13 protein-coding genes are annotated in these 13,787 nt (G+C 69.2%); 6 read left to right on the top strand and 7 right to left on the bottom strand.

Annotated elements, in window-relative coordinates; genetic code table 11:
* The first annotated feature begins 15 nt into the window (after positions 1-15).
* Positions 16-2,409: a RelA/SpoT family protein gene (locus U8D42_RS12195; protein ID WP_085240185.1), complete on the top strand. Its 2,394-nt coding sequence runs from the start codon at positions 16-18 to the stop codon at positions 2,407-2,409.
* A 32-nt stretch (positions 2,410-2,441) separates the two neighbouring features.
* Here the strand turns inward: U8D42_RS12195 and U8D42_RS12190 are convergent, their stop codons facing one another.
* Both U8D42_RS12190 and U8D42_RS12185 read right to left on the bottom strand, forming a co-directional pair.
* A complete protein-coding gene (locus U8D42_RS12190; RefSeq protein ID WP_322861513.1) occupies positions 2,442-4,214 on the bottom strand; it encodes a protein kinase domain-containing protein in 1,773 nt (590 codons plus the stop codon).
* 68 nt (positions 4,215-4,282) lie between these two features.
* Positions 4,283-5,182 (bottom strand): peptidylprolyl isomerase, encoded by a 900-nt coding sequence (locus U8D42_RS12185; RefSeq protein ID WP_322861512.1) that lies wholly within the window; start codon positions 5,180-5,182, stop codon positions 4,283-4,285.
* 116 nt (positions 5,183-5,298) lie between these two features.
* Between U8D42_RS12185 and U8D42_RS12180 the strand changes: the two genes are divergently transcribed.
* Positions 5,299-5,970: an MBL fold metallo-hydrolase gene (locus tag U8D42_RS12180; RefSeq protein ID WP_322861511.1), complete on the top strand. Its 672-nt coding sequence runs from the start codon at positions 5,299-5,301 to the stop codon at positions 5,968-5,970.
* Positions 5,967-7,238: a histidine--tRNA ligase gene (hisS, locus tag U8D42_RS12175; RefSeq protein ID WP_322861510.1), complete on the top strand. Its 1,272-nt coding sequence runs from the start codon at positions 5,967-5,969 to the stop codon at positions 7,236-7,238. Before U8D42_RS12180 ends, hisS begins: the two co-directional genes overlap by 4 nt.
* A gap of 61 nt (positions 7,239-7,299) precedes the next feature.
* On the opposite strand, the gene U8D42_RS12170 is transcribed toward hisS, so the two are convergent.
* The 4 genes from U8D42_RS12170 to U8D42_RS12155 form a co-directional block, all read right to left on the bottom strand.
* On the bottom strand, positions 7,300-7,599 hold the full coding sequence (locus tag U8D42_RS12170; protein ID WP_322861509.1) for a hypothetical protein: 300 nt from the start codon (positions 7,597-7,599) through the stop codon (positions 7,300-7,302).
* 45 nt (positions 7,600-7,644) lie between these two features.
* A complete protein-coding gene (locus U8D42_RS12165; RefSeq protein ID WP_322861508.1) occupies positions 7,645-7,872 on the bottom strand; it encodes a deoxyribodipyrimidine photolyase in 228 nt (75 codons plus the stop codon).
* A 90-nt stretch (positions 7,873-7,962) separates the two neighbouring features.
* Entirely contained in the window at positions 7,963-8,448 is a 486-nt protein-coding gene (locus U8D42_RS12160) for an SRPBCC family protein (RefSeq protein WP_322861507.1), read from the bottom strand.
* A gap of 43 nt (positions 8,449-8,491) precedes the next feature.
* Complete coding sequence (locus U8D42_RS12155; protein WP_322861506.1) at positions 8,492-9,511, bottom strand: Lrp/AsnC family transcriptional regulator; 1,020 nt, start codon at positions 9,509-9,511, stop codon at positions 8,492-8,494.
* A 150-nt stretch (positions 9,512-9,661) separates the two neighbouring features.
* On the opposite strand from U8D42_RS12155, the gene U8D42_RS12150 reads away from it, so the two are divergent.
* Together U8D42_RS12150 and U8D42_RS12145 are read left to right on the top strand one after the other, a co-directional pair.
* The gene (locus tag U8D42_RS12150; RefSeq protein ID WP_322861539.1) at positions 9,662-10,519 is read left to right on the top strand and encodes an LLM class flavin-dependent oxidoreductase; all 858 of its coding nucleotides are present in this window, start codon (positions 9,662-9,664) and stop codon (positions 10,517-10,519) included.
* A 52-nt stretch (positions 10,520-10,571) separates the two neighbouring features.
* Complete coding sequence (locus U8D42_RS12145; protein WP_322861505.1) at positions 10,572-11,603, top strand: Rv2578c family radical SAM protein; 1,032 nt, start codon at positions 10,572-10,574, stop codon at positions 11,601-11,603.
* Between the two features lies 1 nt (position 11,604).
* Here U8D42_RS12145 and U8D42_RS12140 read toward each other — a convergent pair whose 3' ends face one another.
* Positions 11,605-13,203 carry a purple acid phosphatase family protein gene (locus tag U8D42_RS12140; RefSeq protein WP_322861538.1) on the bottom strand — a complete coding sequence of 533 codons (1,599 nt, stop codon included), beginning with the start codon at positions 13,201-13,203 and terminating at the stop codon, positions 11,605-11,607.
* Between the two features lie 133 nt (positions 13,204-13,336).
* Between U8D42_RS12140 and U8D42_RS12135 the strand changes: the two genes are divergently transcribed.
* A complete protein-coding gene (locus U8D42_RS12135) occupies positions 13,337-13,780 on the top strand; it encodes a hypothetical protein (RefSeq protein WP_085241523.1) in 444 nt (147 codons plus the stop codon).
* The last annotated feature ends 7 nt before the right edge of the window (positions 13,781-13,787 follow it).

Here is a 13,787-nt window from a genome sequence, read left to right as displayed (position 1 = left end):
TCGGAGGTGACCACCGTGGCGGACGACAAGAGCGCGGCGCAGGCGCTTGACGCGCCCACCGACGTCGGCGACGCCCTGCTGGTCGGGGAGCCGGTGACGGCGCAAACCGCCGAGCCCCCGGAGCCGCCGACCGAGACGCTGAAGGCCCCCAGCAGCGCGTCTCGCCGGGTCCGGGCCAGGCTGGCCCGGCGGATGACCGCCCAGCGCAACGCGGTCAACCCGGTGCTGGAACCGCTCGTCGCGGTGCACCGCGAGATCTATCCGAAGGCCAACCTGTCGCTGCTGCAGCGCGCCTACGAGGTCGCCGACCAGCGGCACGCCACGCAGTTGCGCCACTCCGGCGATCCCTACATCACCCACCCGCTGGCCGTCGCGAACATCCTGGCCGAATTGGGCATGGACACCACCACTTTGGTGGCCGCGCTGTTGCACGACACCATCGAGGACACCGGCTACACGCTCGAGGCTTTGAGCGAGGAGTTCGGCGAGGAGGTGGGCCACCTCGTCGACGGCGTGACCAAGTTGGACCGGGTGGTGCTGGGCACCGCCGCCGAGGGCGAGACCATCCGCAAGATGATCACCGCGATGGCCCGCGACCCCCGGGTGCTGGTGATCAAGGTCGCCGACCGGCTGCACAACATGCGCACCATGCGGTTCCTGCCGCCGGAGAAGCAGGCCCGCAAGGCCCGCGAGACGCTGGAAGTCATTGCGCCGCTTGCGCACCGGCTCGGTATGGCCAGCGTCAAGTGGGAGCTGGAGGACCTGTCCTTCGCGATCCTGCACCCGAAGAAGTACGACGAGATCGTCCGGCTGGTCGCCGGCCGCGCGCCGTCCCGGGACACCTACCTGGCCAAGGTGCGCGCCGAGATCACCAACACCCTGGCCGCCTCGAAGATCAAGGCCACCGTCGAGGGCCGGCCCAAGCACTACTGGTCGATCTACCAGAAGATGATCGTCAAGGGACGCGACTTCGACGACATCCACGACTTGGTCGGCATCCGGATCCTGTGCGACGAGATCCGGGACTGCTATGCCGCTGTGGGCGTCGTGCATTCGCTGTGGCAGCCGATGGCGGGGCGGTTCAAGGACTACATCGCCCAGCCCCGGTACGGGGTCTACCAGTCGCTGCACACCACCGTCGTCGGTCCGGAGGGCAAGCCGCTGGAGGTGCAGATCCGCACCCGCGACATGCACCGCACCGCCGAATACGGCATCGCAGCGCACTGGCGCTACAAGGAGGCCAAGGGCCGCAACGGCCTTCCGCATCCGCACGCCGCGGCCGAGATCGACGACATGGCCTGGATGCGTCAGCTGCTCGACTGGCAGCGGGAGGCCGCCGACCCGGGCGAGTTCCTGGAGTCGTTGCGCTATGACCTTGCGGTGCAGGAGATCTTCGTGTTCACGCCGAAGGGCGACGTGATCACCCTGCCGAACGGGTCCACGCCGGTGGACTTCGCCTACGCCGTGCACACCGAGGTCGGCCACCGCTGCATCGGTGCCCGGGTCAACGGGCGGTTGGTGGCGCTGGAACGGAAGCTGGAAAACGGCGAGGTCGTCGAGGTTTTCACGTCGAAGGCGGCCAACGCCGGGCCGTCGCGCGACTGGCAGCAGTTCGTGGTGTCGCCGCGCGCCAAGGCCAAGATCCGGCAGTGGTTCGCCAAGGAGCGCCGCGAGGAGGCGCTCGAGGCGGGCAAGGAGGCGATGGCCCGCGAGGTGCGCCGCGGCGGACTTCCCTTGCAGCGCTTGGTCAATGCTGAATCCATGGCCGCGGTGGCCCGCGAACTGCACTACGCGGACGTGTCCGCGCTCTACACCGCGATCGGCGAGGGCCACGTGTCGGCGCGCCACGTCGTGCAGCGGCTGCTCGCCGAGCTCGGCGGAATCGACCAGGCGGAAGAGGATCTCGCCGAGCGGTCCACGCCGACGACCATGCTGCGGCGCCCACGCAGCAGCGACGACGTCGGGGTCTCGGTTCCCGGCGCCCCGGGCGTGCTGTCCAAGCTGGCCAAGTGCTGCACGCCGGTGCCGGGCGATCAGATCATGGGCTTCGTCACCCGGGGCGGGGGAGTGAGCGTGCACCGCACCGACTGCACCAACGCCGCGTCGCTGCAGCAGCAGTCCGAGCGCATCATCGAGGTGCACTGGGCGCCGTCGCCGTCGTCGGTGTTCCTGGTGGCCATCCAGGTGGAGGCGCTCGACCGGCACCGCTTGCTCTCCGACGTCACGCGGGTGCTGGCCGACGAGAAGGTCAACATCCTGTCGGCGTCGGTGACCACCTCCAATGACCGCGTGGCGGTCAGCCGGTTCACCTTCGAGATGGGTGACCCCAAGCACCTCGGCCACCTGCTCAATGTGGTGCGCAACGTCGAGGGGGTCTTCGACGTCTACCGCGTGACCTCCGCCGCCTGAGGCGGCCTGCCGGCGCTCACCGCGGCGAGGTTCTAGCCGATGCGCACCGAGTTGATCGTGACCGGGTTGGTGGGCGCCCCGCTCTGGCGATTGCCCGCGATGCCCGCCTGGGTGATCTTGTCGAGGACCGCCAGGCCCGCCTCGGTGATGGTGCCGAAGACCGTGCTCTGCGGAGCCAGTTCGGAATCCCGGAAAACCAGGGAGAATTGGCTGCCGTTGGTGTTGGGCCCGTCGGTCGCCATGATCACGGTGCCGCGCGGGTAGATCACGGTCGCCCGGAGGGCGGGATCCCCGGCGGGGTACTGGTCGGTGGGGTATTCGTCGGCGAATTGATAGCCGGGGCCGCCGGAGCCGTCGGACTCCGGACCGCCGCACAGCAGTGATCCCCCGTCGGTGGAGTCGATCAGCCGCGCGCATTGCGTGTTGTCGAAGAATTGCTGCTTGGCCAGGCTGACGAAGCTGTTGACCGTGCACGGGGATTCGTAGTTGGTCAGCTGGATGCCGATGTCGCCGAAGTTGGTGGAGAGGGTGGCCGGGATCTGCGGAGGGTCGGTGGATACCCGGCCGGACGGGGGCGGGCTGACGGGCTTGACGACGGTGTCCGGCGCGCTCGGGTATTGGCAGTTGGCGCCCAGATCGGCCGGCGGCGCGAACGCCGGCAGCGCCGGCACCGCCGCCGTCGCGTGCGCGGACGGGCCGGGGTTGGGTCCCTGCCTGCCCGGCACCCGGGCGCGGGTCGGGGTGGCCGGCGCCGCGCTGTTCGCGGAGTCGTCGTTCTGGGTGACCAGCGCGATGACCAACGCCACCACCGCGGCCAGCGCCAGCGCCGACGCGCCGACGATGCCCAGCAGCAGCCGCCGGGAGTGGGTGGGCGGTTGGTACGGCGGTTGCGGCGCGGGCGGGGCGCCCGCCGCGGGGAGGTCCTGCGTCGGTGGCGGGGCGGCCGGGGGCGCCGGCGCCGGGCGGCCCGGGGCCGCGGGCCCGTCCGCGCCGGCCAACGCCGCCCTGGCGGCTTCGGCGAGTTCCATCGCCGACTGGTAACGGTGTTCGGGGTCTTTGGCCATTCCGCGGGCGACCACCGCGTCAAGGGCCGGCGGCACGCCGGCCGACGTGGTCGACGGCCGCGGCGGCGGGGTGTTCAGGTGGGCGTGGAGTTGTTCCTCGAGGCTGTCGCCGCCATAGGGGCGCCTGCCGGTCAGGCACTCGTGCAGCACGCAGGCCAACGAATACACGTCGGCGCGGTGATCGGTTGTGCCCCTGAATCGTTCGGGTGCCATGTAGGCGACGGTGCCCATCGTGTGCCCCGTCTGGGTGAGCGCGGTGTCGGCCACGGCGCGGGCGATGCCGAAGTCGATCAGGTAGACGAAGTCGCGCGCGTTGGCGACCAAGATGTTCTTCGGTTTGATGTCGCGGTGGACGAGCCCCACCTGGTGGGCGCTGTCGAGCGCCGCGGCAACCTGTTCGATCACGGCGACCGCGCGCTCGGGGGACAGGCGTCCGCCGTTTTCGTCGATGTACTGCACCAAGTCGCGGCCCTCGATCAGCCGCATGTCGACATACAGCCGACCGTCGATCTCGCCGTAGCCGTGGATGGGCACCACATGCGGGTCGTTGAGGCTCGCCGCGATGCGCGCCTCGCGGCGGAAGCGTTGCTGAAATTCCTGGTCCTCGGCCAGGTTCGGGGGCAGCACCTTCAGGGCGACGACGCGATCGGTGGCGGCGTCGTAGGCCCGATAGACCTGCCCCATGCCGCCACGCCCCAGGACGTCCAGCAATCGGTATTGCCCGAAAGACTCTGACCCCACCCGACGACCTTAAGCGGTGGACCGCCCGCGGGTCGCGCGAATCCGCGCCGGCGTTGCGGTGTTTGGCTCTAGTCCAGCAGCAGCGACGTGATGGTCACGTCGGAGGCCGGCGCGCCGTCCTCGCCGCCGCCGGCGACGCCGGCCTTGGCGATCTTGTCCAGCGTGGCCAGCCCGTCGGGCTGGATGGTGCCGAACACGGTGTATTGGGGCGGCAGTTGGGAGTCCTTGTACACCATGAAGAACTGGCTGCCGTTGGTGCCGGGGCCGGCGTTGGCCATCGCCAGGGTGCCGCGCGGGTAGAGGACGGGCTGCTGCGCCTTGGGGTCGTTCGGCGGGTACTGGTCGGTCGGGTATTCGTTGGCGAATTGGTAGCCCGGGCCGCCGGTGCCGTCGCCCTTGGGGTCGCCGCATTGCAGGACGCCCAGGTCCGGGGAAGTGGTCAGCCGGTGGCACTTGGTGTTGTCGAAGTATTTCTGGCCGATCAGGCTCGCGAAACTGTTTACCGTGCAAGGTGATTCGTTGTTCGCCAGCATCAGCCCGATGCGGCCTTGATTGGTCACCATGCTCGCGCTCACCTGGGCCGGGTCGGTCGGCACCTTGCCGGTGCGCGGCGGCTTGACCGGCTTGACGGCCGGTTGCGGCGACGCCGGGTACTGGCAGTTGGCGCCCAGGTCGGCCGACGGCTTGAACGCCGGCAAGGGCGGAACGGGCGGCGTCGGGCCGGCGGGCGTCGTCGACTCCGGGGAGCTGGTGGCGGCGGAGGAAGTGGTGCTCGACGCGCTGTTGCCCTTGTGCTCGTGTTTGGTGTTGATGACCGCGAGCACCACCGCGACGACCACGGCCACGGCCACGATCGAGCCGGCGGCGATCACCACGATCCGGCGCCGCTTGGCTTGCTTGGCGCGGCGCTCCAGTTGGCGCTCCAGCTTGCGTTTGGCGTTGGCACGTCGCTGTTCGTTGGTCGGCACGGCCGTATGCCTCCATGGTTGGTCGGTCGCGGGCCCGCAAAGGCGCCGGTGGCCAGCTCAGGCTAATGTGGGCGCCGCGACCGGTGTCAAGTGGGGCCCGTGGGAAACTGGGAACCGTGTTGATCACCGGATTCGCCGCCGGCATGTTGCAGTGCAACTGCTACGTGCTGGCCGAGCGGCCCGGGACGGACGCCGTCATCGTGGATCCGGGGCAGCGGGTGATGGGCCCGTTGCGGCGCATCCTCGACGAGAATCGACTGACCCCGGCCGCGGTGTTGCTCACCCACGGCCACATCGACCACATGTGGTCCGCGCAGAAGGTGTCCGACACCTACGGCTGCCCCACCTACATCCACCCCGAGGACCGCTTCATGCTGAAAGACCCGATCTACGGCCTCGGGCCGCGGGTGGCGCAGCTGGTGGCGGGCGCCTTCTTCCGTGAACCGAGGCAGGTGGTCGAGCTGGACCGGGACGGCGACAAGCTCGACCTGGGCAGCGTCACCGTCAACGTCGACCACACCCCGGGGCACACCCGCGGGTCGGTGGTGTTCCGGGTGTCGTCCGACAAGGACGACAAAGACTATGTGTTCACCGGCGACACCCTGTTCGAGCGCTCGGTGGGGCGCACCGACCTGCACGGCGGCAGCGGCCGCGACCTGTTGACCTCGATCGTGGAGAAACTCCTGGTGCTCGGCGACGAGACGGTGGTGCTGCCGGGGCACGGCAACGCCACCACCATCGGCGCCGAGCGGCGGTTCAATCCGTTCATCGAAGGCCTGAGCCCGTGACGGGCTTCTCGGCGTTCTCTGCGCCCAAGGGGGTGCCGGACTACGTCCCGCCGGACTCGGCCCAGTTCGTGGCCGTGCGGGACGGGTTGCTGGGCGCCGCCCGCCGGGCCGGTTACGGCGACATCGAGCTGCCCATCTTCGAGGACACCGGCCTGTTCGCCCGCGGCGTCGGTGAATCCACCGACGTGGTGTCCAAGGAGATGTACACGTTCGCCGACCGCGGCGACCGCTCGGTCACGTTGCGCCCCGAGGGCACCGCCGGGGTGGTGCGCGCGGTGATCGAGCACGGCCTGGACCGCGGCGCGTTGCCGGTGAAACTCTGTTACGCCGGGCCGTTTTTCCGCTACGAGCGTCCGCAGGCCGGCCGCTATCGGCAGCTGCAGCAGGTCGGCGTGGAGGCGATCGGCGTCGACGACCCGGCGCTGGACGCCGAGGTGATCGCCGTCGCCGACGCCGGCTTCCGCTCGCTGGGGCTGGACGGGTTCCGCCTGGAGATCACCTCGCTGGGCGACGACAGCTGCCGCCCGCAGTACCGGGAATTGTTGCAGGACTTCCTGTTCGGGCTCGACCTCGACGACGAGACGCGCAGGCGCGCCGAGATCAACCCGTTGCGGGTGCTCGACGACAAGAGGCCCGAGGTGCGCGCCATGACGGCCGACGCGCCGGTGTTGCTCGACCACCTGTCCGACGTCGCCAAGCAGCACTTCGACACCGTGCTGGCGCACCTGGACGCGCTCGGGGTGTCGTACGTGATCAACCCGCGCATGGTGCGCGGGCTGGACTACTACACCAAGACCACGTTCGAGTTCGTGCACGACGGCCTGGGCGCCCAATCCGGCATCGGCGGCGGCGGCCGCTACGACGGGCTGATGCACGAACTCGGTGGGCAGGACCTGTCGGGCATCGGGTTCGGGCTGGGCGTGGACCGCACCCTGCTGGCGCTGCGCGCCGAGGGCAAGAGCGTGGGGGAGACGGCCCGCTGCGACGTGTTCGGCGTGCCGTTGAGCGAGCAGGCAAAGCTGCGGCTGGCGGTGCTGGCCGCGCAGCTGCGCGGCTCCGGCGTCCGCGTCGACATGGCCTACGGCGACCGCGGCCTCAAGGGCGCGATGCGCGCGGCCGACCGTTCGGGCGCCCGCCTCGCGCTGGTCCTCGGGGACCGCGACATCGAGTCCGGCACGGTCGGGGTGAAGGATCTCACCACCGGGCAGCAGGTGCCCGTGGCCACGGATTCCGTTGTACCCGAGGTGCTTTCGCGGCTAACCCGCTAACCGGCCCGCTAACCGGCTAACGCGGGCATGCGCACTGCGACGATGTCGCCGGGTGTCTGCGTCAATGCGGCTGGTTGGCCACAAAGCACCGCACCTGGGTGGCGGCGTCGTTGGGCGCGACTCCCATATCCACCAATCGCTGCACTATTTGGGCGGAAGGCACACCGCCATCGAAATCCGTCGCTATCACGTGGACGCTGGGAAACCAGTCTTCTGCGGACACTCCCGGCGGCGGGGGCTTCGCGTCGCCGCCGATGCAGCGGACGTAACCATTGACGCCGGTGTCGGCGTGAGCCGGCGAGCCCACAATCAGCCCGGCGGTGGTCAAGCCGAGCGCCGCGGCGAGATAGACGAACCGCATGCCGCAATATACCTCTCCCGAACTGCATCGGGAAGCGGTCGTGCGTCAGCTTTTCTTGCTTGGAATAACGATGACGACGATCAGCGTGAGGATCGAGAAGAACAGCCCCAGAATTCCCCAGCCCAGTGGATTGCGCCCCTTCATCATTGCGATTAGTGCGCAGATAATTGCCGCGATCACGCTGCCGATGGCGACGAAGATTCCCTTGATGCCGCGAAGGATAAAGCCCGCCGCAACCGGGTCCGAACTCGCCACAATCACCGAGTGCAACATGTCAGGTCCTTTCTTGAGGGGCCCCGACGTGATACCCGCCCGAATGCGCGGCAAAACCGCAGTCCGGTATGGACGCTTACCGGAAACCGGTCATCTTCGTGGATAACCGCGGCGGACGGTGCGGTCGAGAATTCCCAACGTCGCCCGCAATGCCCCCTCGGACAGAATCGGGAAAATCCCCGCCGCCCGCCACTTCGGGTCGATGTCCGACCAATCGTAAAACGAGGTGACCACGGTCGCCGCGCCGTCTTCGGCCGGCTCCAGCCGATAACCGTAGACGTGACCGATCGGCGGCTCGATTTGACCGAGAACCGTCCATGCGATCAGGCGATCCTGTTCGAATTCGGTGATGTCGACGGTGACGTCGTACTTACCGAATTGCGGAAAGTCGTTCAACGCCTCGCGGTCCATGTGCACGACGAATTGATCACCGGCGCCGCGCACCGGATCGCCTTCGGCGTCCTGCAGCATCCCGGACGAATCGATGGCGACGTGCCCCTGCGGGTCGCACAGTACGGCGAAGATGTCCGGCGCCCCCGCCGCGATGGTGCGCTGAACCTCGATGCGTTCGGTCATGGTGCCTCGCCGCCGGTGTAGTACGACTGGGTCGTGGCTCACTCTACGACCGCCGCGGCGTCCTGGGATTCGGGTTCATCAGTCGTCCGTGCGCGATCACGGATCCGTGTTGCTTCAGACGCTGGATGCGGGTGCTGACCTCGTAGGTGAGGACTTCCTCGATGGCCCCGAGGCCGTCGGTGAGATACGCGTAGAGGTCGCGGGCGTCACGGCAGATCACCACGGCCATCACGTTTGTCCTGCCGCTGACGGCCGCTGCGAAGGCGACGTGGTCGTGCGCCGCGATCTGTTCTCCGACGCGCTGAATGTGCCGGGGCGCGACCGTCAGCCACAGCATGGCGCTGAGGCGGTATCCGAGTCGCTCGGGAAGCACGTCCACGTCGTAGACCAACGACCCGGCCGCTTCGAGTGCCGCCAGGCGCCTGCGCACTCGCGCCACCGACCACCCCGTGCATGCAGCCAGTCGCGAAAGGGGCGCGCGGCCGTCGTCGGCCAGCGCGTTGAGCATGGGGCTGTCCTCGAGAGCCGGCGGCGGCGGCCGGCCGGTTGTCACCGCCTCGGCACCGTCGAGGATTCGTTCGGCCTGTTCGGCGCTGAGCTTGTGGCCGTAGCCCGTCCACGGCGCGGTCGGGGGTCGCCCGAACGTGTGCAGCACCAGCTCGATGTCGATGTCCATGACCGAGCCCGTGCGCGGAAGCCGCTGCAGCAGCACGTCTTCGCGACTCTCGCCGAGCGGTGCCCGGATGGTGCAGACCAGGTCGGTCCAGCCCGAGAGGACGTTCGCGTGGGACACGTCCGGGTTCCGGACCAGTGCGTCGGCCAGTTGCGGTATGCGGTCGGGCTTGGCGTGTATCCGGCAGACCCAATGCGCCCAATCGCCATTGCCGTCGGCCCCGGGGTTCTGTAGCCCCATGACACGCACGACCCCGTTCCGGCGGAGTCGGTGATAGCGGCGGGCAACCGTTTGTTCGGTCGCTCCGACAACGTCCGCGATGCGCCGAAACGATGCCCTGGGCGAGATCTGCAAGGCATGCAAAATCTGTCCGTCCAGCGGGTCGATCATGAACAATGATAAGCATTCAACGGGGGTCGGTGAGTATTTCTCCACATTTGGACCGCAGCGTTGGGTATTTCGTAATCGGCACTGCGAGCCTTGCACCATGACGCTGACGTACTGCCCGACCATCCCGAGAACGAAATAGCCGAGGACGCCATGCAACTCGGAATCGGATTGCCGACCCACATCGCCCATGTGCCCGGGCCGTTGACTGTCCCTTGGGCCCGCCGGGCGGAACACCGTGGATTCGCCAGCCTGGCCACGATCGACCGGCTCGTCTACGAGAGCCTCGATTCGATCGTTGCGCTGTCCGTCGCTGCCGGTGCGACCGCTGAAATCGCCCTGGTCACCAACGTTCTGCTGGCGCCCCTCTATCCGGCAGCCGTGCTCGCCAAGCAACTCGCCACCGTCGCGGACACCACCGGTGACCGGCTGACCGTGGGCTTGGGCGTGGGCAACCGGACCGACGACTACTCGGCGGCCGGCGTGGACTTCGGCCGACGGGGACGAGTGTTGGATCGCACGGTGGGGTTGCTGCGCGACACCTGGCGCGCCGCGCCGGGTATCGGTGACCGCCCGCTGTGTCCACGGCCGCTGCGGATCCCCGTCCTGTTCGGCGGGAGGTCGGAGGCGACCGTGCGCCGCGTCGCGACCGTCGGTGACGGCTGGTCGGCCGGCGCCCTGCGCGATTACGCCAACCAGTCGGCGTATGCCGAGCGGATACGTGACGCGTGGCGGACGGCGGACCGGTCGGGGCGGCCGCGGCTACACGCCAGCGTGAACTTCGCCTTCGGGGATGAGGAGACCGTTCGCCTCGGCCGCGCGCACCTGCAGGACTACTACGGATTCAGCCCGGAGTATGCGGCGCTCAATGTCGCCGACATGCTGACCACGCGGCAGGACGCGGCGGCCACCGTTCGCGCCTACCGAGACCTCGGCTTCGACGGGCTCGTCTTTCATCCCTGCGTCGCCGCGCTCGACCAGGTGGATCGCCTGGCCGACGCGGTGCTCTGACTGCGCCGGCCAGGGCGCTTGACCTCGCGTCGAACTAGTGTTCGAATAGGGCATGCGCTGGGCGGATCAGGCCGTCGCGGTCAACGGGGAGCCGGTCGAGGACGGGGCGCTGCCGGGGCTGCAGCGGATCGGCCTGGTTCGCAGCGTGCGCGCGCCGCAGTTCGAGGGGATCACCTTCCACGAGGTGCTGTGCAAGTCCGCGCTCAACAAGGTGCCCGCCGCATCCGCCCTGCCTTTCCGGTACACCGTCAACGGCTACCGCGGCTGCTCGCACGCGTGCCGCTACTGCTTTGCCCGGCCCACCCACGAATACCTGGACTTCAACTGCGGCAACGACTTCGACAGCCAGGTCGTCGTCAAGACCAATGTCGTCGAGGTGCTGCGCCGCGAGCTGCGCCGGCCGTCGTGGCGGCGGGAGACCGTCGCGCTGGGCACCAACACCGACCCGTACCAGCGGGCCGAGGGGCGCTACGCGCTGATGCCGGGCATCATCGGCGCCCTGGCCGAATCCGGCACGCCGCTGTCGATATTGACCAAGGGCACGCTGCTGCGGCGCGACCTGCCCTTGATCGCCGATGCGGCGCAACGGGTTCCGCTGTCGGTCGCGGTGTCACTCGCCGTCGGCGATGCGGACCTGCACCGGGACGTCGAGCCCGGCACGCCCACGCCGCAGGCGCGGCTGGGCCTGATCGCCGCGATCCGCGAGGCGGGCCTGGATCCGCACGTGATGGTCGCGCCGGTGCTGCCGTACCTGACCGACTCCGTCGAGCACCTCGACGGCCTGCTCGGCCAGATCGCGGCGGCCGGCGCGACGGGCGTCACGGTCTTCGGCCTGCACCTGCGCGGCTCGACCCGGGCCTGGTTCATGTCCTGGCTGGGACGCTCGCACCCCGAGCTGGTGGGCCGCTACCGCGAGCTGTACCGGCGCGGGGCGTACCTGCCGCCCGGCTACCGCGAGATGCTGCGGGCGCGGGCCGCGCCGTTGGTCGCGAGGTACCGGCTGGGCGGCGAACACCGCTCGTTCCGCCGGCCCGTCGCGGCGCCCCGGCCGGAGCCGGAAAGCGGGCAGGCGACGTTGTTTTGAGTCAGGCCGGCTTGTCTCGGCGCGGCTTGGTCAGCGTGAACCGGTCCACCGCGGTCACTTCGCCGAACGGCCCGTTGAGCGCGTAATGGGTGGCCCTGATCGAGGTGTCGCCGCCGGGTTGGCCCGGGTCGACGTCGAACGCCGCGAAGCCCCAGGGATGGTCGCGGTCGCGGAAGGCGGACCACGGTGCGTCCTCGAGAACGTAGATCGGTGCCTTGCGCCCGAGCCCGGGGTCGAACGCGCCCACCCCGGTCAACACGCGGCACCGCGGCTCGGCGAAGAAGAGGCCGTTGGTGGGCGCGGACGTGCCGCCGCCGCCGATGACGACGTGCACCGTCCCCTTGGTGGGGTCGATGACGTCGGTGCCGGTGTCCACCGGCATCGGCGTTCGGGTGTCGGTCTGCTGCGTGCCGCGCAACGGGTGCGATCGCTCGTAATGGTGTTCGTGGCCGCATAAGACGAGGTCGACCTGGTACTGGTCGAACAGCGGGAGCCACTCCTCGCGGATTCCCAGGTCGGCGCCGTTGGCCGGCGCGTCGGCGGTGGAGATCGCCGTCTGGTGCATGCACACGACGATCCAGTCCACCTCCGGGTCGCGCCGGGCGGCGGCGAGTTCGGCTGCCAGCCAACGCTTTTGCTCCCCGCCCGAGTAGCCGTGCACGTAGAAATTGCCGCCGTCCTGAAGCGCCACGTCGTCGTTGCTCAGGCTGATCACCCGCACCGATCCGGCGGTGAACGAATACCACAGTCCGCGGGTCTCGGGGCTCGATCCCGAGTCGGGCACCGCGAAATACGTCTGATAGGCGGCGTAACCGATTGGGCCGTTGCCCAATTCGTTCTCGTGATTGCCCGCCGCGGGCATCCACGGCCGGTAGCGCGCCGATCGGGTGTTGTTCTCGAACCAGGCGGACCAGGTGCGGATCCGGTCCCGCGCGAGGTTGGCGTAACACAGGTCGCCGTTGACGAGGTTGAACAGGGGCGCCATGCGTTCGATCGCGAGGGTGGTGTCGGCGGACGCGGGCGACCCGATGTTGTCCGTGCCGTACGTGCCGTCGGGCATCCTCTCCAGCGTGGGTGTGGACTGGTCGCCGAAGCTGGTGAAGCGGAACGGTTTACGCCCCGACGGCGCGGTGCGCAGGGTGCCCATCTCGGGCTCCGCGCCGTCGTGCACGGCGGCGTAGACGTAGTCGGTGTCCGGGGTCAGGTTCGTCAGGCGGGCGTGGTTCACGCGGATCTCGGTGTTGGACTTGGCGTCGCGGTAGGTGCGGGTTTCGGCCGCCACGGCGCGTCCCAGGCCCGCCGTCGGCGTGCCGAGCATGACGCGCGGGTTGCGGACCGCGTCGACGGTGTGCCAGGACACCACCGCCTCGGTGCCGGCGTGCCGGCCGAATTGCAGGTGCAGCCCGGTCACCGGCGGCGCACCGTTGCGGCTGGGCTGATACCAGAGTGCGGGCGCGCTGGGGTGGGACCACACCAGCGCGGCCCCGCCCCCGACGCCCGCGCCGAGGGCGGCCGAAACCGCGCTGGTCGTCAACAGCCTGCGGCGGCTGATGGCGGGGGCCGGATCGTCGCTGCGGGGGATAGCGGGATCGTCGACCACTCCTGCTTCATACCCGACGGCGGTGAACGTCGGCGGAACGGCGCCCGCCGGGGGTGGTTGCCGTGGGCACCGACGCATGGTCGGGAACCTGATTCGTGCGTAGCGCCGTAACGAATTGGGTAGCGTTTTCGATATGACGAACGTGCGAATAGTGATCACGGGGGTGGCGGCGGCGACGTTTGCGGCCGCCGCAGCGGTGGCCGTCACGCCCGCGACCTCATCGGCGGACCCGGCCGGCCACCAGGTGACCTACACGATCACCGCCACCGGCAACCTCACCGGCAACGTCCGCTACATGAACACCGATCCGCCCAGCCAGGCGGCGTTCAACGCCAACTCCTCGCAGTATCTGAACAGCGTGCAGACGGCGTTCACCGCTAATCAGCCGCTGGTCTACAACACGACGTTGAACGACCCGAATCAGTGGGCGTTCGTCAACGCCAGCGGCGGGTGCCACTGGCCGGACTGCGATTCGTCGAACACGCCGCAGATCCAGTGCCAGATCGCCGTCGACGGCCAGGTCGTGGTGACGCAGAGCGCCACCACCGGGGTCACCTGCTCGACGCGGCCCTGGTGAGCGGGTC

The sequence above is a fragment of the Mycobacterium europaeum genome, assembly GCF_034555895.2.
Lineage (GTDB): Bacteria > Actinomycetota > Actinomycetes > Mycobacteriales > Mycobacteriaceae > Mycobacterium > Mycobacterium europaeum.
The sequence above is the reverse complement of the archived record's forward strand: the minus strand, read 5'-3'. Positions and strand labels throughout refer to the sequence as shown.

Excerpts from the sequence above, each read along its gene's own strand:
- U8D42_RS12165 (WP_322861508.1), bottom strand. The coding sequence starts at position 7,872 with ATGTTGCACTCGGTGATTGTGGCGAGTTCGGACCCGGTTGCGGCGGGC.
- U8D42_RS12170 (WP_322861509.1), bottom strand. The coding sequence starts at position 7,599 with ATGCGGTTCGTCTATCTCGCCGCGGCGCTCGGCTTGACCACCGCCGGG.
- U8D42_RS12145 (WP_322861505.1), top strand. The coding sequence starts at position 10,572 with ATGCGCTGGGCGGATCAGGCCGTCGCGGTCAACGGGGAGCCGGTCGAG.
- U8D42_RS12155 (WP_322861506.1), bottom strand. The coding sequence starts at position 9,511 with ATGATCGACCCGCTGGACGGACAGATTTTGCATGCCTTGCAGATCTCG.
- U8D42_RS12135 (WP_085241523.1), top strand. The coding sequence starts at position 13,337 with ATGACGAACGTGCGAATAGTGATCACGGGGGTGGCGGCGGCGACGTTT.
- U8D42_RS12160 (WP_322861507.1), bottom strand. The coding sequence starts at position 8,448 with ATGACCGAACGCATCGAGGTTCAGCGCACCATCGCGGCGGGGGCGCCG.
- U8D42_RS12150 (WP_322861539.1), top strand. The coding sequence starts at position 9,662 with ATGCAACTCGGAATCGGATTGCCGACCCACATCGCCCATGTGCCCGGG.